Origin of the sequence: Aquincola tertiaricarbonis, assembly GCF_000969605.1 — a bacterium.
Taxonomy (GTDB): domain Bacteria; phylum Pseudomonadota; class Gammaproteobacteria; order Burkholderiales; family Burkholderiaceae_C; genus Aquincola; species Aquincola tertiaricarbonis.
Map to the genome: position 1 here is coordinate 24497 of NZ_JZUE01000027.1, position 22146 is coordinate 46642.

At 70.0% G+C, this 22146-nt stretch carries 19 protein-coding genes; 12 read left to right on the top strand and 7 right to left on the bottom strand.

Annotation, left to right across the window (positions count from 1 at the left end):
- Window positions 1-8 precede the first annotated feature (8 nt).
- Entirely contained in the window at window positions 9-1097 is a 1089-nt protein-coding gene (locus tag VO99_RS23320; protein ID WP_046115350.1) for an acyltransferase family protein, read from the bottom strand.
- 172 nt (window positions 1098-1269) lie between these two features.
- Here VO99_RS23320 and VO99_RS23325 point away from each other — a divergent pair, with 172 nt between their 5' ends.
- Entirely contained in the window at window positions 1270-1653 is a 384-nt protein-coding gene (locus VO99_RS23325) for an HPF/RaiA family ribosome-associated protein (RefSeq protein WP_046115351.1), read from the top strand.
- A gap of 30 nt (window positions 1654-1683) precedes the next feature.
- Here the strand turns inward: VO99_RS23325 and VO99_RS23330 are convergent, their stop codons facing one another.
- A complete protein-coding gene (locus VO99_RS23330) occupies window positions 1684-2376 on the bottom strand; it encodes a type 1 glutamine amidotransferase domain-containing protein (RefSeq protein ID WP_046115352.1) in 693 nt (230 codons plus the stop codon).
- 104 nt (window positions 2377-2480) lie between these two features.
- Between VO99_RS23330 and VO99_RS23335 the strand changes: the two genes are divergently transcribed.
- The 3 genes from VO99_RS23335 to VO99_RS29750 are packed head-to-tail and all read left to right on the top strand — an operon-like array spanning window position 2481 to window position 5981.
- Window positions 2481-3431: a LysR family transcriptional regulator gene (locus VO99_RS23335; protein ID WP_083440866.1), complete on the top strand. Its 951-nt coding sequence runs from the start codon at window positions 2481-2483 to the stop codon at window positions 3429-3431.
- A 38-nt stretch (window positions 3432-3469) separates the two neighbouring features.
- Window positions 3470-5032 (top strand): AAA family ATPase, encoded by a 1563-nt coding sequence (locus tag VO99_RS29745; RefSeq protein ID WP_083440867.1) that lies wholly within the window; start codon window positions 3470-3472, stop codon window positions 5030-5032.
- Complete coding sequence (locus VO99_RS29750) at window positions 5019-5981, top strand: DUF4435 domain-containing protein (RefSeq protein ID WP_083440868.1); 963 nt, start codon at window positions 5019-5021, stop codon at window positions 5979-5981. Before VO99_RS29745 ends, VO99_RS29750 begins: the two co-directional genes overlap by 14 nt.
- Here the strand turns inward: VO99_RS29750 and VO99_RS23345 are convergent.
- A complete protein-coding gene (locus VO99_RS23345) occupies window positions 5978-6661 on the bottom strand; it encodes a hypothetical protein (RefSeq protein WP_157039730.1) in 684 nt (227 codons plus the stop codon). The two genes, VO99_RS29750 and VO99_RS23345, sit on opposite strands and share 4 nt — an antisense overlap.
- Before the next feature lie 111 nt (window positions 6662-6772).
- Here VO99_RS23345 and VO99_RS23350 point away from each other — a divergent pair, with 111 nt between their 5' ends.
- Together VO99_RS23350 and VO99_RS23355 are read left to right on the top strand one after the other, a co-directional pair.
- A complete protein-coding gene (locus tag VO99_RS23350; RefSeq protein ID WP_046115356.1) occupies window positions 6773-7894 on the top strand; it encodes a metallophosphoesterase in 1122 nt (373 codons plus the stop codon).
- Window positions 7891-8109 carry a hypothetical protein gene (locus VO99_RS23355; protein ID WP_046115357.1) on the top strand — a complete coding sequence of 73 codons (219 nt, stop codon included), beginning with the start codon at window positions 7891-7893 and terminating at the stop codon, window positions 8107-8109. Before VO99_RS23350 ends, VO99_RS23355 begins: the two co-directional genes overlap by 4 nt.
- Here VO99_RS23355 and VO99_RS23360 read toward each other — a convergent pair.
- The 3 genes from VO99_RS23360 to VO99_RS23370 are packed head-to-tail and all read right to left on the bottom strand — an operon-like array spanning window position 8077 to window position 13029.
- Window positions 8077-10467 (bottom strand): response regulator, encoded by a 2391-nt coding sequence (locus VO99_RS23360; RefSeq protein WP_046115358.1) that lies wholly within the window; start codon window positions 10465-10467, stop codon window positions 8077-8079. The two genes, VO99_RS23355 and VO99_RS23360, sit on opposite strands and share 33 nt — an antisense overlap.
- On the bottom strand, window positions 10464-11006 hold the full coding sequence (locus VO99_RS23365) for a YfiR family protein (protein ID WP_046115359.1): 543 nt from the start codon (window positions 11004-11006) through the stop codon (window positions 10464-10466). The genes VO99_RS23360 and VO99_RS23365 overlap by 4 nt, the downstream gene beginning before the upstream one ends.
- A gap of 1 nt (window position 11007) precedes the next feature.
- Window positions 11008-13029: a TonB-dependent receptor plug domain-containing protein gene (locus tag VO99_RS23370; protein WP_046115360.1), complete on the bottom strand. Its 2022-nt coding sequence runs from the start codon at window positions 13027-13029 to the stop codon at window positions 11008-11010.
- 235 nt (window positions 13030-13264) lie between these two features.
- Between VO99_RS23370 and VO99_RS23375 the strand changes: the two genes are divergently transcribed.
- Complete coding sequence (locus tag VO99_RS23375) at window positions 13265-13765, top strand: hypothetical protein (RefSeq protein WP_046115361.1); 501 nt, start codon at window positions 13265-13267, stop codon at window positions 13763-13765.
- Window positions 13766-13789: 24 nt separating this feature from the next.
- Here the strand turns inward: VO99_RS23375 and VO99_RS23380 are convergent, their stop codons facing one another.
- A complete protein-coding gene (locus VO99_RS23380; protein WP_046115362.1) occupies window positions 13790-14806 on the bottom strand; it encodes a 1-aminocyclopropane-1-carboxylate deaminase in 1017 nt (338 codons plus the stop codon).
- Window positions 14807-14944: 138 nt separating this feature from the next.
- Here VO99_RS23380 and VO99_RS23385 point away from each other — a divergent pair, with 138 nt between their 5' ends.
- From VO99_RS23385 to VO99_RS23405, 5 genes are all read left to right on the top strand, one after another.
- On the top strand, window positions 14945-15445 hold the full coding sequence (locus VO99_RS23385; protein ID WP_046115363.1) for an Lrp/AsnC family transcriptional regulator: 501 nt from the start codon (window positions 14945-14947) through the stop codon (window positions 15443-15445).
- 110 nt (window positions 15446-15555) lie between these two features.
- Complete coding sequence (locus VO99_RS23390; RefSeq protein WP_046115364.1) at window positions 15556-18789, top strand: EAL domain-containing protein; 3234 nt, start codon at window positions 15556-15558, stop codon at window positions 18787-18789.
- Between the two features lie 86 nt (window positions 18790-18875).
- Window positions 18876-20090, top strand: a complete 1215-nt coding sequence (locus VO99_RS23395) for a hypothetical protein (protein WP_046115365.1) — start codon at window positions 18876-18878, stop codon at window positions 20088-20090.
- Window positions 20091-20101: 11 nt separating this feature from the next.
- Window positions 20102-20602: a hypothetical protein gene (locus VO99_RS23400; protein ID WP_052736574.1), complete on the top strand. Its 501-nt coding sequence runs from the start codon at window positions 20102-20104 to the stop codon at window positions 20600-20602.
- 29 nt (window positions 20603-20631) lie between these two features.
- Window positions 20632-22146 carry a methyl-accepting chemotaxis protein gene (locus VO99_RS23405; RefSeq protein WP_046115366.1) on the top strand — a complete coding sequence of 505 codons (1515 nt, stop codon included), beginning with the start codon at window positions 20632-20634 and terminating at the stop codon, window positions 22144-22146.

Here is a 22146-nt window from a genome sequence, read left to right on the forward strand (position 1 = left end):
CCGTGGCTTCAGCCGCCGGCGGCCAGTGCCACCGGCCGGTGGGCGCTGCCGCGCCGGGCAGCTGCCAGCGCCGGCCGCTCCACCAGGTGCCACGAGGCCGCCGCCAGCAGCAGCGTCACCAGCGCCGACTGCAGCATGTGGGCCGCCAGCCCCACCTGCGGCTGCAGCACCGAGATCACCTGCTGCACCGGGAAGGCGTAGATGTAGACGCCGAAGGAATAGTCGCCCAGCGCATTGAAGCGGCGCAGCCAGCCGCCCGGCAGGTAGGCCGCGGCCAGCGCCAGGTAGGCCAGCGGCAGCGGATACACGGCGGTGAAGGCCCGCGACTGCAGCAGCGTGCCGGCGGCCAGCACCGCCGCCGCCAGCACCGCCCAGCGCCAGCGAAGCCGGATGTGGTGCCGCAGCTGGTAGGCCAGCACGCCCAGCGAGAACATCAGCAGCAGCCGGCCGCGCGGATCGTGCGCGCCCTGCAGCGCGGCGCGCAGCATCATGGCGGCCGAGCCGGTGGCCGCACCGGCGAAGGCAAGGGTCATCAGCCGCGCCGCATGCGCCGGATGCCAGCGCCCCAGCACCGCGGTGGCCACGCCCACGAGGGCCAGCAGGCCATAGCAGTGCAGCTCATGCGGCAGCGTCCACAAGGAGCCGTTGACCGCATGCGGATAGGGCGTGTCGCGGAACACGCCGGGCAGGGAGCCGGTGGTGCCGAACAGCACGGTGCAGTTCTTCAGCACGTAGGTCCAGGTGGTGTCGGCGCTGAAGTACGCCGCCGCCGGCAGCGCGCTGAAGGCGCTGAGCACCAGCACCGTCACCGCCACCATCGCCCACATGCCCGGCAGGATGCGCGCCGCCCGCGCCAGGACGAAGCGCCACAGCGAGCCGGCATGCCACCAGCTGGAGGTGACCAGCAGCCCGCTGCAGAAGAAGAACAGGTCCACCGCGATGGAGCCGGGGCTCACGCCCAGTGTCTGCCAGGGCTCGCGGTAGGGCGAGGGCGGCGCCAGGCCGAAGCCGTGGCTGTACAGCACGGCCAGGGCCGCCACCAGGCGCAGCAGGTTGAAGTTGTTGTCCCGGCTGCGATCGACTTGGCCCAACCACATACAAGCCCCGGCCGCGCTGGCGTCGTGAAGAAGGCGCGCATGTTCGGCGGGCGGTTACCGATGCGTAACACCACGAGCAGGGGGCAGCCCTCGTCAAGGAAGAGGTTGCGCATCGCGGGCTGGGCATGCGTGTTGCCCGACCAGGGCATCAACCGTCAGACCTGGAGCCCCCATGCAGATTCAAGTAGAGACCGACAACCACATCGAAGGCCGCCAGGCGCTCACCGACTACGTGCAGGGCGTGATCCTGGATTCGGTCGACAAGTACGCCGAGTACCTCACCCACGTGGAAGCGCACCTGGGCGACGTGAACAGCGGCGACAAGTCCGGCAGCAACGACATGCGCTGCATGCTGGAGGCGCGGGTGTCGGGCGTGAAGAACATCGCCGTCACCCACCAGGCCGAGAGCCTGCACCTGGCCATCGACGGCGCGGCCGAGAAGCTGGAGCATGCGCTGGCCTCGCAGCTGGGCAAGCTGATGGACAAGCAGCGCCGCGCCGAGGCGCCCGGCCACATCGCCGCCGACATCGTGGAGAAGAACCCCGACGCGATCTGACCGGCGGCAGGCGGGCCGCCGGCCCGGTGCTCAGAGGCCCAGCGCCTTCAGCACCTCGGCCGCCACCAGCGAGGAAGACTGCGGGTTCTGGCCGGTGATCAGCTGGCCGTCCCGCACCACGAACGGCTGCCAGTCGGCCGCGCCCACGAACTGCCCGCCCAGCGCGCGCAGCCGGCTCTCCAGCAGGAAGGGCACCACCTCGGTCAGGCCCACCGCGGCTTCTTCCGAATCGGTGAACGAGTTCACCTTCAGGCCCGCGACGATCGATTGGCCGTCCGGGCGCCTGGCCGTCACCAGGCCGGCCGCGCCGTGGCACACCGAGGCCACCACCTTGTTGCCGGCCCAGGCCTGCTCCACCGCGCGGGTGACGCCCGGGCTGGTGGGCAGGTCCCACATCGTGCCGTGGCCGCCGGGCAGGAACACCGCGTCGAACTGCGTGGCGTCCAGCTCGGCCACCGGGCGCGTGGACTGCACCAGCGCCTGCAGCGGCGCATCGGCCAGGAAGCGTTCCACGATCTCGTCGTTCTCGCCCTTCGGCTTGACGCTGCCGGGGTCGATCGGCGCTGGGCCGCCGGCCGGCGAGGCCAGCACCACCTCGGCGCCGGCATCCATCAGCGCGTAGTAGGGCGCCGCCAGTTCCTCGGCCCACAGGCCGGTGGGCTTGCCGGTGTCACCCATGCGGCTGTTGCTGGTGACGATCATCAGGATGCGGGCTTGTGCCATGGGGTGCTCCGTAGGGAAGTGGATCAACAGCCCCAGAATCTAGGCGCTCGATCGGTCGCCATAAAGGCGGTTGCAGGTACTTCATTCATTACGCCGGGGCACAAATGGCACGTTCGTTCGATCCGGTGCAGCTGGGCAGCATCGAGCTGTTCTGCAAGGCGGCGGAATTGGGCAGCTTCACCGCGGCGGCGGAGGCGCTGGGCGTCACGCCGGCGGCGGTCAGCCGCAGCATCGCGCGGCTGGAGCAGCGGCTGGGCGTGCGCCTGTTCGTGCGCACCACCCGCAGCATCCGGCTCACCGAGGACGGCGCGCTGTACCGCGCCGAATGCCAGCAGGCGCTGGAGCAGATCGCCGAGGCCGAGCGCGCCATCACCGGCCGCCAGACCACGCCCACCGGGCTGCTGCGCATCAGCGTGCCCACCACCTATGCCCACCACAGGCTGCTGCCGCTGCTGCCGGCCTTCGCCCAGGCCTACCCCGGCGTGGCGCTGGAGCTGAACATCGGCAACCGCAATGTCGACCTGGTGGACGATGGCTACGACCTGGTGATCCGCCTGGGCGAGCCGCAGGATTCCCGGCTGATCGCGCGCAAGCTGGAGGACGCCACGCTGGGCCTGTTCGCCGCGCCGGCCTACCTCGCCGAGCGCGGCCATCCGCAGGTGCTGGCCGACCTGGCCGGCCACGACTGCATCCAGTTCATCCTGCCCAGCACCGGCCGGCCGCTGCCCTGGCTGCTGCGCGACGCGCAACACCGCGTGGTGGACCATGCCTTCCAGAGCCGCCAGCGGGTGCACGAGGACGTGCTGGGCGTGGTCACCTGGGCACGGGCCGGTGGCGGCATCTGCCAGATCTACCACTTCATCGCCGAGGAAGCGGTACGCCGCGGCGAGCTGGTGGAGGTGCTGCCGCAGCTGGCCGGGGCGACGCGGCCGTTTTCGATCCTGTATCCGCAGAACCGGCACTTGTCGGCGCGGGTGCGGGCATTCGTCGATTTCGTGGTGGAGGCGGTTGAGTTGGTGAACATTGACACTGAAAGCACCGGTTCGCGTCTTTAGTCGAGAATCGGTTGGAATGAGCCGAAGAGGGTAAATATATGACACGTAGTGAGCAAGACGAGGCGCTTCGAGGCGTTGCACGTCAACCATCTTTAATTGAGTTTTTCGAGATTACCGGACTATTTGGTTATCGAACGGTTGGCCTTAGCTCGAGTAATGCTGCGTCGATCCTTATTGCAAGGAATGGCTCTGGAAAAACAACGTTGCTTGCGGCGCTCGATGCTTTTCTGCGGGGGCAATTTAGCCGATTCGCGGGGCTGCAATTTGAGCGAATCACTTGCGTGCTACGTGGTAATAATCCAATGGTTCTGTATAGGGACGATGTTGACAAGTTGACTGAGTTGTCAGCAAACAGTGAGTTTGTTGTGCGAGCTAAAGCTTGGGAAGTAGAGCCACTCGCGCTGCTTGAACTGCTCGAAACGAACTTGAAGGATCTCAAGTTCGCAGAACTTGCCGAGAATCCAACTTTCTATGCAATATATTCGAAGCTAGGGTACGACTTCTCCGTGGCAAGGTCGCAGTGTGAGCGTCTGGCTCAATCAATGCGCGGGAAGAGTCCTAACATTGATTGGTTGCGAGATTCTCTGCGTCAAAGTCTGCAAGGCTTTGAGATTGTGTACTTACCGACCTATCGACGAATCGAGCTATCCCTACCAGATTCGGAGACGCGTCCTGGACAACGCAGGAAGAACATTCTGGCTCGTCTCGGAATTGCACGCAGTGGTCTGTACACCGCCGATATACAGTTCGGATTGGGTGATATATCTGCGCGGTTGAAGACGCTTTATTCGGACATGAGATATCTGAGCAACCAAGGATACGGAAAAATTAGTGCGAATGTCATTAACGATCTTATTTCCGGTGGGTATAAGCAAGACGATGACAAAGCATACGATTTGCCATCAAAAGACTCGCTAGAAATATTTTTCTCACGCTTGAAGGACGGCGAGGATGCATATCGCAATGTTCGGTATGGAAGCTATTTTGCGACTCCCGACCTGTCAAAAGTGTATAGCGATGACGTACCAAACGATGCGCGGCCGTTTCTGGAGTATTTCTTACACCAATTGAACTCAGTGATAAAGGAGACCCGGGGGACTGAAGATTTAGTGGAGGCATTCAGAAGCAGTTGTAACAAATATCTGTCCGGCGATGACGAATCAACGGATCAGTACGGCAACTCTACTGAAGACGAGTTCGACAATAAAGTCTTGGACTTCAATCGAAGAAATCTTACCGTTAAGGTCATGGGATCGGCTTCCGGAAAGGAGGTGCCACTGGAATCTCTTTCATCAGGCGAAAAGCAGATGATTTCGTTGTTCGCCAGGCTTTACCTCTATCCGGGCGATAAGATTGTGCTGATCGATGAGCCCGAGCTTTCGCTCTCTTTGGATTGGCAGCGTCAAATTCTTCCAGATGTTCTAACGGCGCCTACCTGCCGCCAATTAATTGCGATCACCCATTCACCGTTCATCTTTGATAATGCACTAGAAGATTTTGCAGGGCCGCTGCGGCTTCGTGTAAATCCGATGAGCGGCCCAGATATGTTTGGCGCTTCCGCCTTCGATCAAATGGACGAGGACGGTGATGACCCAAGCTGAAGACAGCGGCAGCAGCTTCTTGAAGCGAATAACCAACGCTAAGTCGTCCAGGGCGGTCCTAAAGCACGAGTTCGCCACCCACATTTCGAATATCCCGGTCAGCACAGCGATTTTCGTGTCTGAAGGTCCAGACGACAAATGCATCTATCACTATTGGATGGAAAAGCTGATACCCCAAACAGCGTATGAGTCATTCATTTCGGAAAATAAGTGCAATGCACTAAAGCTCTATGACTCCCTTTGTTCAGACTTAACGGGGTTGGCAGAGCGCGTCTACTTTTTCCTCGACAAAGACTTTGACGGCCCACAAGGGAGAACTCCCAGTTCCAAGTTATTCCTTACTGATTGCTATTCAGTAGAGAACTATTTTGTCTGTCGACAGGTTCTTGAATCTGTCCTTACAGTGGACTTTCATTGCAATGGGTATCCATCAACTCGTTTGGAAATCCTTAATTGTTTTGAGACGGACTACGCTCAGTTCCTGAAGGTCACGAAGCAATTAAATTTTCGAATTTTTGTTGCTCGTCAGTTGGCTTCCGTACAGTGTGTCGACATGCCGTCCAGGATCTCGCACTTGGCTGATGTTCAGCTTGGTAAAGTTTCATCACCACATAGCGGTCCGCCGACCATTGCCCTGCAGCCGGAGCCATCAGCGTCGCAGTTCGAGCAACTCGCAGCGGCTTTCGAAGCGTTTGATCCGAGGGCGCATTACCGCGGAAAGTTTGCGCTTTTGTTCTTCAAGGAGTGGCTTGCAATGCTTCGCGCGGATCGAGCAAGTGAGCACTGCGTGATGTTCAAAGAGTTACCGCCCGCTCGGTTCAAAATACACGGTGGCTTTTCGTTTGAAACCTTGGCGCCTAAAGTGCCGCCACCTCCAGCGCTCAAAGCGTTTCTCGCCCGTGCTATGGGCCCTTCCAAGGTTGAGGCTAGTGCGGCGCCCCAGCACTAAAACACCCCCGCGTCCTCCGCCCCCTTGAGGATGGCCTGCGCCAGCCCGCTCATCGGGCCCTGGATCTCGTCGGAGGCCGGCGCCGAGGCGCGGGCGGTCCAGATGACCGAGCCGCCGGCCACGTCGACGATGCGGGTGCTGGCCGAGTAGGCGGTGCTGCGGCGTTCTCCGCCGCCGTAGCCACCAATGGGCACGGCCACGCCCACGCCGCCGCCCACATGGCCGCCGCCGAAGCCGAAGCTGCCCAGGCCGATGGAAAACGCCGGACCGCCGCCGCCCTGGGCGCCTGCCCAGGCGGACACCGTGGTGGCCAGCACCGCGCGCGCGCCGGCCTGGCGGGCGGGGCCGAGGTACTGCTGGTCGGGCACCGGCTGGCCGGGCGCGGGCGGCTCGATCTGTGGCGCGGTGACCGGCGTGGCGCCATGCGCCACCACGGCGCCGGCCATCTGGTCCTCGCAAATGCGCTTGACGGCCGGGTCCACCGCCTCGCACGCGATGAGCACCCGCGCGCCCTGCAGGCTGCTGGCGGGCCGGTTGGGCGCGGTCCACTGGCCCTCGATGCGCGGCGCGGCGGCGCAGCCGGCCAGCAGCGCAGCGGTGGCGGCGCACAGCGCCAGCATGGCGCGGTGGGGGCCAGGACCGGCCCTGTGGTGGGGAATGTGGTGGGGAAGGCGGTGCATGGCAGATCTCCCGGGCCGCGGCGGAACGGCGGCCATCGTCCTGCCGGGGCAACGGCGGTGCCCGGCGTGCGCCGCGGTTGAACGCCGGCCCCGCACCCCCATGTGGGTGCGATGCCCGCACTCTGGCTCCTGGTCCTGCTTCATGTCTACATCGGCGCGCGCATCGCGCCCGGGCTGCCGGGGGTGGTGGCGCCCGCGCTGCTCGTGGCCTGGTTGCTGGCGTCGGCGGTGCTCATCCCGGTCGGCTTCTTCGGGCGCAAGTCCCGCAGCCGCGCGGCGGCCGACCGCTGGAGCTGGGCCGGCATGCTGGCGCTGGGCAGCTTCTCGATGCTGTTCGTGCTCACCCTGCTGCGCGAGCTGCTGCTGCTGGCCGCGCTGCCGTTCGATCTGCCGCCGCTGGCCGCTCCCAGCGCCATGGCGGTTCCGCTGCTGGCCGTGCTGGCGGTGGTGCTGGGCGTGGTGGGCGCGCGGCGGCGGGCGCCGGTGCGGCAGGTGGACATTCCCATCGAGGGCCTGCCCGCGGCTTTGCACGGCTTTACCGTCGCGCAGATCACCGACGTGCATGTGGGCCCCACCGTCAAGCGGGCCTATGTGCAGCGGATCGTTGATGCCGTCAACCAGTTGCAGGCCGATGCGGTGGTCATCACCGGCGACCTGGTGGACGGCCGGGTGCAGGACCTGCAGCACGACGTGGCGCCGCTGGCCGGCCTGCGCTCGCGCCACGGCAGCTTCTTCGTCACCGGCAACCACGAGTACTACAGCGGCGCGCCCGAATGGATTGCCGCGCTGCGCGGCCTGGGCATCCGGGTGCTGCTGAACGAGCATGTGGTGCTGCAGCACGGCGATGCCCGGCTGGTGATGGCCGGCGTGGCCGACTACACGGCCGGCCACTTCGAGGCCAGCCACCGCAGCGACGCCCGCGCCGCGCTGGCCGGCGCGCCGGCCGATGCCGGCCTGCGGCTGCTGCTGGCCCACCAGCCGCGCAGCGCGGCGGGCGCGGCCGATGCGGGCTTCGACGTGCAGCTGTCGGGGCACACCCATGGCGGGCAGTTCCTGCCCTGGAATTTCTTCGTGCGGCTGCAGCAGCCGTTCACCGCCGGGCTGCACCGGCTGCGCGGGCTGTGGGTGTACGTCAGCCGCGGCACCGGATACTGGGGGCCTCCGATGCGGCTCGGTGCGCCTTCGGAGATCACGCGCGTGCGCTTCATCCAACTCAACAGGGAAACCCCATGAAGACCATCGACGAGATGCTGAGCCTCGACCTGCTCACCCCCGAGCAGCACCACCAGATCGGCGCCTGGATCGCACGCGCCGACTCGCCCGACGCCATCCTGGAGATGCCCGCTTCGCTGTGGCAGGCGGTGGAGCGGGCCAGCGCGGTGATGGGCATCGACGCCGACCTGCTGCGCCCGCCTTCACTGGACGCGGGCGGGGCCGTCTTCGGCTGAGGGCACCCGCGCGGAATGCGCCTGCGCCGTCCAGCGGTGCACCACCGACAGCAGCTGCTGCGCCACCACCGGCTTGGTGAGGAAGTCGTTCATGCCCACCGCCAGGCAGGCGGCGCGGTCCTCCGCGAAGGCATTGGCCGTCAGCGCCACCACCGGGATGGTGGTGTTGTGCGGCCCGGCCGCCCCGTTGCGGATGCGGCGGGTGACCTCCAGCCCGTCCATGTCGGGCATCTGCCAGTCCATCAGCACCAGGTCGAAGCGGTGCTCGCGCAGCAGGCCCAGCGCACTGCGGCCGTCGCCGGCAGCCTCCACCCGCAGGCCGGCATTGCTCAGCATGGCCATGACGATCATCTGGTTGGTGGGATCGTCGTCCACCACCAGCAGCCGGCGGCTGCTGCCCGCCTGAAGCGGCAGCAGCGTCTGCGCCGGCGCCGCCGTGGCCGCCGGCGGCAGGCGCTGCGCATCCCGGTGGCGGCCCAGGCGGCTGACCAGCGCGGCCCGCAGCACCGGCTTGAGCACGCTGCGCGGCAGCTGCATGTGCTCCCGCGCCATTTCCACCGCATGCGATTGCGCGTCGTTCATCGCGATCACCCGCTCGGGGTCGATGACGTCGGCACAGTGCTCCAGCAGGCCCCAGGCCTCGGGCGATTCGGCGGCCACCAGCAGCCAGGGCGGCTCGGCGGCCTCGTCCGGCGCCATGGCCGCGCGCAGGTCGGCTGCATCGGCCACCCGGCGGCTGGGGATGCGCATGCGTTGCAGCATGGCCTGCAGGGCCTCGGCGCTGGCGTCGTGCGGCTCGAAGAACACCACCTGCTGCACGGCCGGCCGGGCGGGCGGCTGGGCCACGGCGGCCGCCTGCGGCGGCGCGCCCGGCAGCAGGATGTCGAAGCTGAAGGTGGAGCCCTGGCCCGGCCGGCTGCGCACCGTGATGTCGCCGCCCATCGCCCGCACCAGCTCGCGCGAGATGGTCAGGCCCAGGCCGGTGCCGCCGAAGCGGCGGGTGGTGGCTTCGTCGGCCTGCGCGAAGGGCTGGAAGATGTCGCGCGTGGCGCCCAGGTCCATGCCCACGCCGGTGTCGCTCACCTCGAAGCGCACCCGGTCGCTGCCGCTGCCGCACACCCGCATCACCACGTCGCCGGCGGGCGTGAACTTCACCGCGTTGCCCAGCAGGTTCAGCAGCACCTGGCGCAGCCGCATCGGATCGCCCTGCCGCCAGGCGCCCAGCTGCGGCTCGATCACCACCGCCATGGCCAGCCCGCCGGCGCGTGCGGCCACCGAGGCGGTGGCCACCGCCGCTTCCACGCAGTCCACCAGGTTGAAGGCCTCGTGCGACAGCGTGAGCGCGCCGGATTCGATGCGCGCCACGTCCAGCACGTTCTCGATCAGCGCCAGCAGGTTGGCGCCGCTCTGGCCGATGGTCTCGATCAGGTGCGCGCGGTGCGTGGCGTCGCTGCCCTGCTGCAGCAGCTGCGCCGCGCCCAGCACCGCGTTCAGCGGCGTGCGCAGCTCATGGCTCATGTTGGCCAGGAAGCGGGTCTTGGCCAGCGAGGCGGCCTCGGCCCGTTCCTTCTCCTGCGCCAGTTCCTGCGTCCGGCGGGCCACGCGCTCCTCCAGCGTGCGGTTGGCGTTCTCCAGCGCATCGTCGCGCTGCTGCACCTGGTCCAGCATCTCGTTGAAGGCGCGGATGGCCTGGCCGACCTCGTCCTTGCCGTCGCCGTGGATGCGGCGCGAGTAGTCGCGCTGCTCGGCGATGCGCGAGGCGGTGCGGGCCAGGGCCGTCACCGGCCCGGTGATGCGCCCGGCGATGCGGCGCACCATCGGCAGGCTCACCATCAGCACCAGCAGCTGCACGCCCACCAGCGCGGCCGCGCCGGCCAGCAGCTGGCGAAGGCCCTGCAGCCGGTCCAGCTCCACCACCACGCGGCCCAGCCGGTCGTTGCCGGCCATCACCGGCGCCTGTGCCACCAGGCAGCCGAATCCCTCGCGCGGGGCGCTGGCGGGCTTCAGGCCGGCGGCGCGGTAGCTGGCGCGCACCGCGTTGCCGGCATCGTGCAGCCAGGCGCCGCGCACGTTGCTGCGCACCCGCAGCACGGCCAGCGTCTCGTTGGCGGCCTGCAGGTCGCCAAAGGCCAGCGGCGCCTCCAGCGCGAAGGCGATGGTGCGGGCCAGTTCCTCGGCCTCCCCGCGCATGCCACGTTCCTGGAACCACACGGCCACCGTCAGCATGGCCAGCAGCGACAGCATCGCGGTCAGCGACGAGGCGGCCACGAACAGGCGCGGCAGCCGCCGGCGCAGCGGCAGGTGGCCCGAGCGGTTCCACCAGGCCTCGACCGGGGCGGGAAGCAGGGGCCGCTTCATTTGCGCAGCACCTCGCGCGCCAGCTTGAGTGCACCGGCGCGCACGGCGATGCCGGCCCGCTGCACCGCGGCCAGGTTGACGTCGAAGCGCAGCGCGTCGTTGACCACCACCACCTCCACCATGCCGCCGCCGCTGGCGAAGCCGTCGATCTGCGCCATGGTGAGCACCGGTTCCTCCGCCTGCGGCAGGGCCGGCGCGGCGCGGCGCGGCGCGCTGTCGTCGATGTAGAGCAGGTGGCAGCGCTCGGCGCCGGGCCGTGGCGCCAGCAGCACCAGCTGCAGCGGCGGGCCGGCGGCGGCGCCGGCGGCCTGGCGGCGGAAGGCATCGGCCACGGCCGGGCTGTCCTGCGCCACGCACAGTTGCAGCGGCGTGTCGTCGGCGGCGAAGGTGCCGGCCGGCCATTGCACGAAGCGGGCGAAGGTGGTCACCAGCCGGGCCTTGGCCACTGCATCGCTGCCGGCGGACTGGGCGCGCAGGGCGGCCGGGCTGGCCGCCAGCGCGGCGCACAGCAGTGCGCGGGAGAGGTACTGCGTGGCCATGTCAGAACCGCCGGCCGATCTGCAGCTGCCAGCTGCGGCCGTCCTGCTGCAGCCGGTCCTGCCGATGCTCGGGGCCGGCCGGGTCGTCATAGGCACGGTCCAGCAGGTTGTACAGGGTCACGCTGCCTTCCCACGGGCTGCCGGGCGGCGCCCATCGCAGCCGGCCGTTGAGCCGCAGGTAGGCGCCGACGGTGGCGCCGGCCAGGGTGCGGCGCTCGCCCACATGCACCGCGTTCAACCCCAGGCCCAGGCCGGGCAGCAGCGGCAGCGGTGCGGTGAGCGCCAGCTTGGCCAGCCGGTGCGGTGCGTTGCTCAGGTCGGCGCCGGTCTGTGCATCGTGGGCACGCTGCCAGCTCACGCTGGCACGCAGCTGCATGCCGCGCCGCGAGACCCAGCTGGCCTCCACGTCGGCACCGGCCGCATGCACGCCGCCACGGTTGGTGTAGACCAGGCGGCCATCGTCCTCGCTCACCAGCTCGATCACCCGCGACATGCGGGTGCGGTGCACCGCGGCCTGCCACTGCCAGGCTTCCGCCGGGCGCCACAGCACCACCAGCTCGTTGGAGCGCAGCGCCTCCACCCGCAGGGCCTGCGGGCGGCGCTGCACCTCGTCCTCGTAGTAGAGCTCGCTGAAGTTGGGCTCGCGGTAGGCCTGGCCGGTGAGCCACTTGAAGGTCCAGGCCGGCGTGGCCGCCCAGCTGGCGCCCAGCCGGGGGCTGAGGCCGTTGCTGCCGTCGGTGCGGCGGTCGGTGCGCAGGCCCAGCGTCAGCTGCAGGCCGGGGCGCAGCGTCCATTCGTCGTTGGCATACAGGCCCACGCGGTGGGCGGTGCCGCTGAAGGTGGCGGCGCTCGGCTCGCCGGCCTCCAGGTTGTCCAGGTCGATGCGCTGGCGGTAGTTGCGCTGGCCTTCCACGCCCAGGGTGATGCGGTGGCCGGCCAGGCCGCTCCAGCGCCAGCGCAGCTCGCCGCCCAGCCAGCGGGCGTCGTTGCGGTTGCGGCTGTAGAAGTCGCCGTCGTCGCCATACAGCGCGGTGGAGTCGAAGCCGTAGCGGGAATGGTTGAGCAGCACGTCCAGCGCCGCCTCGGGGCCCAGGCTGCGGGTGTAGGCGGCACCCAGCGTCACATAGCTGTCGGTCCAGGGCGCCGGCGTGCCGAAGGTGGCGTCGTAGGCGCCGGTGGGCAGCTCCTTGCGCCGCTGCGACACGGCCAGCGACAGGCTCAGGCCGCCCTGCTGCAGCTTGGCGAAGAGCTTGTCGGCGCGCTCGCCGTCCTGCCCCTGCACGCGGCCGCGCGGGTTGTCCTCGGTGGCGTATTCGGCGTAGTGCAGGGTGCCGCCGGCGCGGTGCTCGGTGGCCGCGCCCAGCAGCAGGCGGGCGGCGCCCAGCGTGCCGCCCCAGCTGGCAGTGAGCCGCCGCTGACGCTCGCTGCCCACCGCCAGGCCGGCCTGCGCACCGGCCAGCTGCGAGGGCGAGCGGGTGATGACGTTGACCACCCCGGCCACCGCATTGCTGCCGTACAGCGCCGAGCCGGGGCCGGGAATGAACTCCACGCGGTCGATCAGCGAGACGTCGATCGGGAACTCCCGGTCCATCGACGCCGATTCGTACAGCGCGTCGTTGGCCCGCACGCCGTCCACCAGCACCAGCAGGCGCGAGGTGTAGTCGCCCGGGCGGGTGATGCCGCGCAGCCCCACGTAGCTGTAGGCCCGGTCGTAGCGCAGGTGCACGCCGGGCATGCTCTCCAGCACCTCGCCCAGCGTGCGGTAGCCCTGCGCCAGGATCTCGCCGCCGGTGCGCACCACGGCGGCGCCCGGCGCGGTGGCCAGGTCCTCGTCGCGCTTGCTGGCCGCGCCCAGCCGGCTGCTGCCGTACACCGGCTGGGCCAGCACGGCGGCCAGGTCGTCGGTGGTGGGTTCGTCCGCCGGCGCGGCGGGCTGGGCGGTGGCGCCCAGCGCGCAGGCCAGGCCCAGGGCGCAGGCGGTTCGGCGGGCAGCCAGGGAGCGGTGGAGGGGGAGGTCGGTCACAGACTGCTTCGCGGCGGGGGGCGGGCACCGGCGCGGTGCACCGGTGTGTGAACTCCGTCATCGGGAGCGGCCACCGGCTCTTGATCGGCCATCCTGTAAGCGTTGTGCGCTTCGTGACGGAATTGGCATGTCGCCGTCAGCGCCGGCGTCGATGCAGGCAACAAGGGCCGCAAAGCCGCGCGATTCTGGGTTTGCGGCCACTCAAGCGGCGCGGCCCGGGGCCGAAACCTCAGCCATGGACACCTGCGACCCCGCCTTCGCCCCCTCCTTCCACGACCACCGGGGCGGCCGCCAGCACCGCTTCATGGAATCGGCCGACATCAATGCGGCCTTCCGGGAGGTGTTCCGGCCGCTGCGCAGCAACATCCGACGCGGCCTGAGCGTGATGGGGCAGGTGTACGGCATCGAGATGGACACCTGCATCCCCGGCGAGATGCTGGCCACGGTGTGGATCCCGCCGGCCAGCCGCGGCATCGACGATGCCGCCACGCTGGAGGACGCCCAGCGCCGCCGCATGCTGTTCGCCCGCCTGTACGGCGAGCGCCGGCCCGAGGCGCTGTTCGCCTACGTCACCGAGCGCCGCACCGGCTACCGGCAGTCGGTGCTGTATGTGGAGATCGTGTCCGAGGACGGCATCTTCGCGGCCGAATACCCGGTGGAAGTGGGCGGCGGATGGAAGCGGCGCGAGCTGCGCGCCGTGCCGCACCGGCGCCTGGACCCGGTGACCTCGGCCTGACGGCAGGGCGCCACCGGCGCCCGCTCAGCCGTTGCGGAACAGGAAGCTGTAGGCGTTCAACGCCGGCACGCCGCCCAGGTGGGCATACAGCACGCGCGAGCCGGCCGGGAAGGCTTTCTGGCGCACCAGCTCGATCATCCCGTGCATCGACTTGCCCTCGTACACCGGGTCGGTGAGCATGCCCTCGGTGCGGGCGCACAGGCGGATGGCCTCCAGCGTGCCGTCGTTCGGCAGGCCGTACTCCGGGCCGCCGTATTCGGTGTGCAGCACCACGTCGGCCGCGGTGATCTCGCGGCCCAGGTCCACCAGCTCGGCGGTGTGGCGGGCGATGCGCAGGATCTGCGCATGCGTTTTCTCGGGCTTGGCCGAGGCGTCGATGCCGATCACGCGGTCGGCCCGGCCATCGGCCGCGAAGCCCACCACCATGCCGGCCTGGGTGCTGCCGGTGACCGAGCACACCACGATGTAGTCGAAGCGGAAGCCCAGCTCGGCCTCCTGCGCCCGCACCTCCTCGGCAAAGCCGACGAAGCCCAGTCCGCCCAGCGGATGCTCCGAGCAGCCGGCCGGGATGGGGAAGGGCTTGCCGCCAGCGCGGCGCACATCCTCCATCGCCTGCTCCCAGCTCGGGCGGATGCCGATGTCGAAGCCGGCCGCGTCCAGCCGCACGTCGGCACCCAGGATGCGCGACATCTCGATGTTGCCCACGCGGTCGTACACCGCGTCGGAATAGTTGACCCAGTTCTCCTGCACCAGCACGCACTTCAGGCCCAGGTGCGCGGCCACCGCGGCCACCTGGCGCGTCTGGTTGCTCTGGATGCCGCCGATGGACACCAGCGTGTCGCAGCCCTGGGCCAGCGCTTCGGGGATGAGGTATTCGAGCTTGCGGGTCTTGTTGCCGCCGAAGGCCAGGCCGCTGTTGCAGTCCTCGCGCTTGGCATAGAGCTGCACCTCGCCGCCCAGGTGGGCCGACAGGCGCGGCAGCGGCTGGATGGGCGTGGGCCCGAAGGTGAGTGGATGGCGGGGAAAGCGCTGCAGGTTCATGGCGGCCGGAAGGTGGGTTGACGGTGCCTGGAATGCTAGGCACAAGCTCGGTTAACGTGCTTGCGTCATGAGGACCCGTGGCGCAGCTTTGGTACAAGCTGGGCGTGTTTTCCCGAATCGCGTTTCGCTGAACCCACCATGTGCGCAACAAAAGTTCGTCTGCCCGAGAAGCCGCCCACCACGGTGCTCGACCGCACCGACAAGGCCATCCTGCGGGCGCTGCAGCGGGATGCGTCGGTGTCGAACGTGGCGCTGGCCGCCAAGGTCAATCTGAGCGCACCGGCCTGCCTGCGCCGGGTGGAGCGGCTGAAGCAGGCCGGGCTGATCACCGCGACCGTGGCGCTGCTGAATCCGCAGGCGCTGGACGCCGGCATGCTGGTGATGATCGGCGTGGTGCTGGACCGCAGCACGCCCGATTCCTTCGCCGCCTTCGAGAAGGCCGCGGCCAAGGTCAGCGGCTGCATGGAGTGCCACGTGATCACCGGCGAGTTCGACTACTTCATGCTGCTGCGCACGCGGGACAACGACAGCTTCAACCGCCTGCATGCCGAGCAGCTGCTGCACCTGCCCGGCGTGCGCCAGATCCGCAGCTTCATCGGGCTGCGGCAGGTGCTGTCGACGACGCAGCTGCCGCTGTAGCGGGTGCGGTCACACGGGTGCCGGCAAGGGTGGTGGCACGGGCCATGCAGGCAGTCGGCAGAGCTTAACGCCGGCTCGCCGCCGTCGTCCCCGCCGTACCAAGGACCCCGATGTCGCGCCTGTTCGCCCGCTTTCTCGCCCGCCTGTCCGTGGGCCGCAAACTGCTGCTGATCTACCTGCTGGACCTCACCGCCGTCATCTACATCAGCGGCATCCTCATCAACGAGAAGTTCATCGCCATCGACTTCGCCCGCAAGGAGGAAGCCGGCATCGCCTACATCGCCGAGACGGCCGACGTGCTGGTGGCGCTGGCCCGCGGCGGCGTGGGCACGGGGCCGCAGCCGCAGGCCGGGGCGCCCGGCTGGGCGCCGCTGGCGCAGGCCGTGGCCATCACCGAGGCCCGCCACGGGCCCGGCATGCGCAGCGCCGAGCCCGCCGCCGCCCTGCAGGCCCTGCTGGCCGCGCTGGAGCCGCGGCCCGCGCCGGCCGCGCTCACCCAGGCGCTGGAGCAGGGGCGGGCGCTGGTCACGCGGGTGGGCAACCAGTCCAACCTCATCCTGGACCCCGACCTGGACAGCTACTACAGCATGTCCCTGGTGCTGCTGCGCTACCCCGAACTGCTGGGCGTGCTGGACCAGATCGGCACCCAGCTGCGCCCCGGCGGCGCCGGCGCTCGGGCGGGCAGTGGGCCGCGCTCGCAGTACCTGGTGCTGGAAGGCCAGCTGGATGCGGTGGCGCAGGGCATCGCCTCCGACCTGGCCGAGGCGGTGGCCGCCAGCACGCCGGCGCTGCGGCTGTCGCTGGACCCGGCGCAGGCCCGGCTGGCCGCGGCCATCGAGGGCCTGCGCCGCGCCTCGCGCGCCTACATCGACGACGGCGCCACCGACGACCGTCTGCGGGCAGTGCACCTGGCCCAGCATGAGCTGCTGGACGAGCTGCACCAGGCCTGGCGGCTGGGCGTGCAACAGCTGTCGCGGCTGCTGGCGCAGCGCATCGACGGCCTGTACACCCGCATGTGGCTGCACCTGGGCACGGCGCTGGTGCTGCTGCTGGCCATCCTGTCGCTGGTGTACGGCGTGGCGCGGCAGATCGCGGTGCCGCTGCGCCGGCTGGCCGGCGTGGCCGACGAGGTGCGCCGCACCGGCGATCCGCGGTTGCGCGCCCATTGGGTGAGCCAGGACGAGATCGGCCGCCTGGTGCTGGCCTTCAACGACATGCTGGCCCAGCTGGACCGGGAGCGCACCGCGCAGCAGGAGCTGGCCGCCAGCGCCCGCGCAGCCGAGGCCCAGCGCGCGCTGGTGGAAAGCACGCCCATCCCGCTGATGGTCACCGCCATCCCCGGCCACGAGGTGCTGCATGCCAATCCGCCGGCCGAGGCCTGGCTTAATGGCCGCCGCACCGATCCCTGGGCCGTGGGCCTGGAGCCGCCGGTGCGGGCGCACTTCTTCCAGCAGCTGGCCGACCGCGACGCGGTGCATGAATTCGAGGTGCGCTGGCTGGGCAGCGGCGCGCCCACCTGGGCGGTGCTCAGCGCGCGCCGCGTGGCCTACCAGGGCCGCGACGCGGTGATCACGGTGTTCTCGCCGATCAACCACCTGAAGCTCATGCGCCGCCGGCTGGAGCTGTGGGCCAAGGTGTTCGAGGCCTCCACCGAGGCCATCCTGATCGTGGATGCCGACCGCCGCATCCTCACCACCAACCTGTCCTTCCACAAGGCCACGGGCTACGAGCTGCAGGACGTGGTGGGCGAGAGCCCGCGCCTGCTGCTGGGCCAGGGCAGCGCGCCCGACTTCGCCGAGCAGATGTGGCGCACCGTGGCCCGCCGCGGCACCTGGCAGGGCGAGCTGGCGGTGCGCCGGCGCGACGGCAGCGAGTACCCGGCCTGGATGATGGTGAGCCCGGTGCGCGAAGGCCCCGGCGCCCGCGGCGAGGTGACGCACTACATCTTCACCTCCATCGACATCGGCGACCGCAAGAAGAGCGAGGCCCGCATCCAGTTCCTGGCGCAGCACGACGTGCTGACCGAGCTGCCCAACCGCAGCCTGTGCATCGAGCGGCTGCGCATGGCGCTGCAACAGGCCCGGCGCAGCGGGCAGAAGGTGGCGGTGATGTTCATCGACCTGGACCGCTTCAAGACCATCAACGACACGCTGGGCCACCACATCGGCGACGGCCTGCTGCGCAGCGTGGCGCGGCGGCTGCTGGAGGCGGTGCGCGCGGGCGACACCGTCAGCCGGCTGGGCGGCGACGAGTTCGTGGTGGTGCTGGCCGGCGTGGACAGCGTGGACGAGGTGACGCAGGTGGTGGAGCAGCGGCTGATCCCGCGCATCCGCCAGCCGCATGTGGTGGATGGGGCGGAGCTGAACGTGTCCTGCAGCGTGGGCATCGCGCTGGCGCCCGACGACGCCACCGACATCGACGAGCTGATGCGGCATGCCGACACCGCCATGTACCAGGCCAAGGCCGGCGGCCGCAATGCCAGCGCCTTCTTCACCGCCGAGATGACCGAGCGCGCGCTGCAGCGCCACCGCATCGAGGCGGCGCTGCGCCGCGCCATCGACGGCGGCGGCCTGCAGCTGGCCTGGCAGCCGCGGGTGCATGCGCACAGCGGCCAGGCGGTGGGGCTGGAGGGCCTGCTGCGCTGGCACAGCCCGGAGCTGGGCCCCATGAGCCCCTCGGTGTTCGTGCCCATCGCCGAGGAGACCGGCCTGGTGGTGCCCATGGGTGCGTGGGTGATCGAGGAGGCCTGCGCGCAGATCGCCCGCTGGCGCACGCAAGGGCTGCCGCCGCTGAACGTGTCCATCAACCTGTCGGCGCCGCAGCTGCAGGACCCGCGGCTGCTGCAGACGCTGGCCGACAGCCTGCAGCGGCATGCGGTGCCGCCCGGCGGGCTGGAGCTGGAGCTGACCGAATCCATGCTGATGGACCGCGCCGACAGCACCCTGCAGACCATGCAGGCCATCCGCCAGCTGGGCGTGGGCCTGGCGATCGACGACTTCGGCACCGGCTACTCCAGCCTCAACTACCTCAACCGCTTTCCCATCAACAAGCTGAAGATCGACCGCAGCTTCGTGCATGCGATGCTGTCCGACGGTACCGCCCGCGCCATCACGCAGGCCATCATCGGCCTGGGCCATGCGCTGCGGCTGCAGGTGGTGGCCGAAGGCGTGGAGACCGAGGCCGAGGCCGCCGCGCTGCAGGCCGCGGGCTGCGACGAGCTGCAGGGCTTCCTCTATGCCCATCCCATGCCGCCGCAAGCCCTGGCCGGCTGGCTGGCGCAGCAGGCCGCGCACGCGGCATCCCCCAGAAGGACGAAAGACGCTTTTTGCGCTCCTGCGGCCTGACGCCGCGCCGAAACCACGGTCCAGGCGGGCGTTGCAGTCCATCGCAGTCCCGGACGCCCTGGCTCAACCGGCGGAAGGGGCGATCGATGAAGCAAGAGACGGCATGGTGGGACCTGGCCCTGCGGGGCCTGCTGCTGGCGCTGATGTGGGCGGGCATCCTGTGGCCCGGCCCCGGCTGGGCCGAGGAGGCGGCCGGCCGCGGCCTGGCCTGGAGCGGCTTCGCCACCCTGGGCGTGGCCCACTCCAGCGAGCGCGAGGCCGACTTCGCCGGCACCTTCTCCCAGCCCGACGGCGTGGGCGCCACCCGCCGCTGGGGCCTGCAGCCCGATACCCGGCTGGGCCTGCAGGCCGACCTGCCGCTGGGCGCGCCCTGGTCGGCCTCCGCGCAGGCGCTGGTGGAATATGCGCACCATGGCCGCTGGCAGCCGGCGCTGTCGATGGGCTTCGTCAAGTGGCAGCCGTCGCCGGCCTGGTCGCTGCGGCTCGGCCGCCTGCCGTGGTCGGCCTACCTCACCTCGGACTACCGCAAGGTCGGCTTCTCGCTGCCCTGGGTGCGGCCGCCGCAGGAGCTGTACATGATCAGCTTCGACCACGCGGACGGCGTGGACCTCGGCTGGCGCGGCCAGTGGGGCGACAGCAGCGTACGGCTGCAGGCCATGGCCGGGCGCTCCAGCCGCAACGTGGTCACCGGCCACTGGCGCGGCAACCGGCTGGTCGGCGGCAACCTGGTCATCGAGCGGGGCAACCTCACGCTGCGTGCCGGCCACCTGCAGTACGGCGCCTTCAGCATCGAGCTGCCGGCGGTGGACAGCGTGCTGGACCAGGTGGCGCAGCTCGATCCCGCGGGCGTGGCGGCGCTGCGCTTCCGCGACCGCGCGGTGGGCTACACCACGCTGGGCCTGGTGTGGGACGACGGCACCTGGCTGCTGCAGGCCGAGGTGGCCAATGGCCGCATGTCGCGCACCTACCTGCCCGACGGCCTGGAGGCCTACGTGACCGTGGCCCGCCGCTTTGGCAGCCTCACGCCCACGCTCACCCTGGCCGGCCTGCGTGACCACAACCTCCGTCGCAGCGCCAACCCGGTGCTGCAGCAGGTGATCGACGCGGGGCAGTCGCGCGGCATGCACACCGTCTCCCTGGGCCTGCGCTGGGATGCGCGGCCTAGCCTGGCGCTGAAGCTGCAGCTCGACCGCGTGCGCCATGGCAGCGGCCAGACCGGCATGCTGTCCAACTTCCAGCCCGGCTTCGAGCCCGGCCGCGGTTTCCGCGTGCTGAGCCTGGCCGCCGATGTCGTGTTCTGACGGAGGACGCCATGGCACATCGCTTCGAGTCGATCTTCCGCGTGCCCAGGCGGGCGGGCCTGCAGGGCCTGTGCCGCGCCGCCGCGGGCCTGCTGCTGCCGGCCGCGGCGCTGGCGGCCTGGGCCGGGGCCGCGGCGCCTGCGGCCGCCGGCCCGCTGGTGGTGGTGGCCGGTGCGCGCAGCCCGGCCAGTCCGCTGTCGGCCGAGCAGGCGGCGCAGCTCTTCCTGGCCAAGACGCAGGCGCTGGCCGGTGCCGGGCAGGCCGCGCTGCTCGACCTGCCCGAAGGCCATGCCGCGCGCGAAGCCTTCTACCAGCGGCTGGCCGGCAAGAACCCGGCGCAGATGAAGGCGCTGTGGTCGCGGCTGGCCTTCAGCGGCAGCGCCCAGCCGCCGCGCGTGGCCGCCGGCCCCGCCGAGCTCAAGAAGCAGCTGGCCGCCGATGCCAATGCGGTGGGCTACCTGGACAAGGCCGACGTGGACGCCAGCGTCAAGGTGCTGCTGGCGCTGGATTGAACCTGTCTGGACAAGTCGCAGGAACACGAATGAACTTCAAGACCAGGATGTGGGCGCTGCCCGGCATGGCGGCCGTGGTGCTGGGGCTGGGCCTGGGCCTCAACATGGCGATGGGCGAGCGTGCCGGCCAGGCGCTGCAGCGGCTGAGCGGCGTTTCCTATCCGCTGCTGGAACAGGTACTGAAGGTGGACCGTGCGCTGGACGGCGTGCAGGCCGCGCTGCAGGCCGCCTCGGCCGAGGGCAATCCCGACAAGTTGCAGGACAGCCAGGCCCACGCCGAAGCCGCCCGCCGCGCGCTGGCCGAGGCCCACCGGCTGGCGGGCGGACCGGCGCTGCGCCCGCTGGAGGAAGCGCTGCTCGCCTACCACGCGGTGGCCACCGAGGTGACGAAGGCGATGCTCTTCGGCACTGCCGCGCCGGAGCGGGTGGCCGCCATGCAGCAGGCCCGCAGCGCGCTGCGCGACGAGCTGGCCCGCCAGGAGGCCGCGGCCCGCGCCGGGGTGCAGGCGGGCTCGCAGGCGGTGGAGCAGGCGCGGCGGCAATCGCTGTGGGCCATGGCCGCGATGGTGGCACTGGCGCTGCTGGCCATGGGCCTGGCCGCCCGCACCATCGTGGCCTCGGTCTGGCGCGACCTGGGTGCCGAGCCCTCGGCCCTGCGCGAGCTGGTGCAGCGGGTGGCCGACGGTGACCTCTCGGTGCCGGTGGAGGCGCAGGCCGCGCCGCGCTCGGTGCGCGCGGCGCTGGGCCGCATGACGCTGCAGCTGCGCGGCACCGTGGGCGACATCCGCCGCGGCAGCGAGGCCATCTGCGATGCCAGCGCGGAGATCGCCACCGGCAACCAGGACCTGAGCCAGCGCACCGAGCACACCGCCAGCAGCCTGCAGCAGGCGGCCAGCCGGCTGTCGCTGCTCACCGGCACCGTGCAGGACAGCGCACAGGCCGCGCAGCAGGCCCGCCTGCTGGCCGAGGCCACCGCCGGCGCGGCCCAGCGCGGCGGCCGCATCGTGGCCGATGTGGTGGCCAGCATGGCCCGCATCCAGCAGGCGTCCGGCCGCATCGCCGACATCAACAGCGTGATCGACGGCATCGCCTTCCAGACCAACATCCTCGCCCTCAACGCGGCGGTGGAGGCGGCACGCGCCGGCGAGCAGGGCCGCGGTTTCGCGGTAGTGGCCGGCGAGGTGCGCACGCTGGCCCAGCGCAGCGCGCAGGCTGCGCGCGAGATCAAGTCGTTGATCGGCGCCAGCGGCGACACCGTGGCCCTGGGCACCCGGCTGGTGGGCGAGGCCGGCCAGGCCATGGCCGAGATCACCCAGGGCGTGGGCCGGGTCAGCGAGATCATCGCCGGCATCAGCGAGGCCACGCATCAGCAGTCCAGCGGCATCGTGGAGGTGGACCAGGCGGTGAGCGCCCTGGACCACATGACGCAGCAGAACGCCGCGCTGGTGCAGCAGTCCGCGGCGGCCGCCGACAGCATGCGACAGCAGTCCGACGAACTGGTGCGGGCGGTGGCGCTGTTCCGCCTGGAGGGCGCGGCCGCCTGA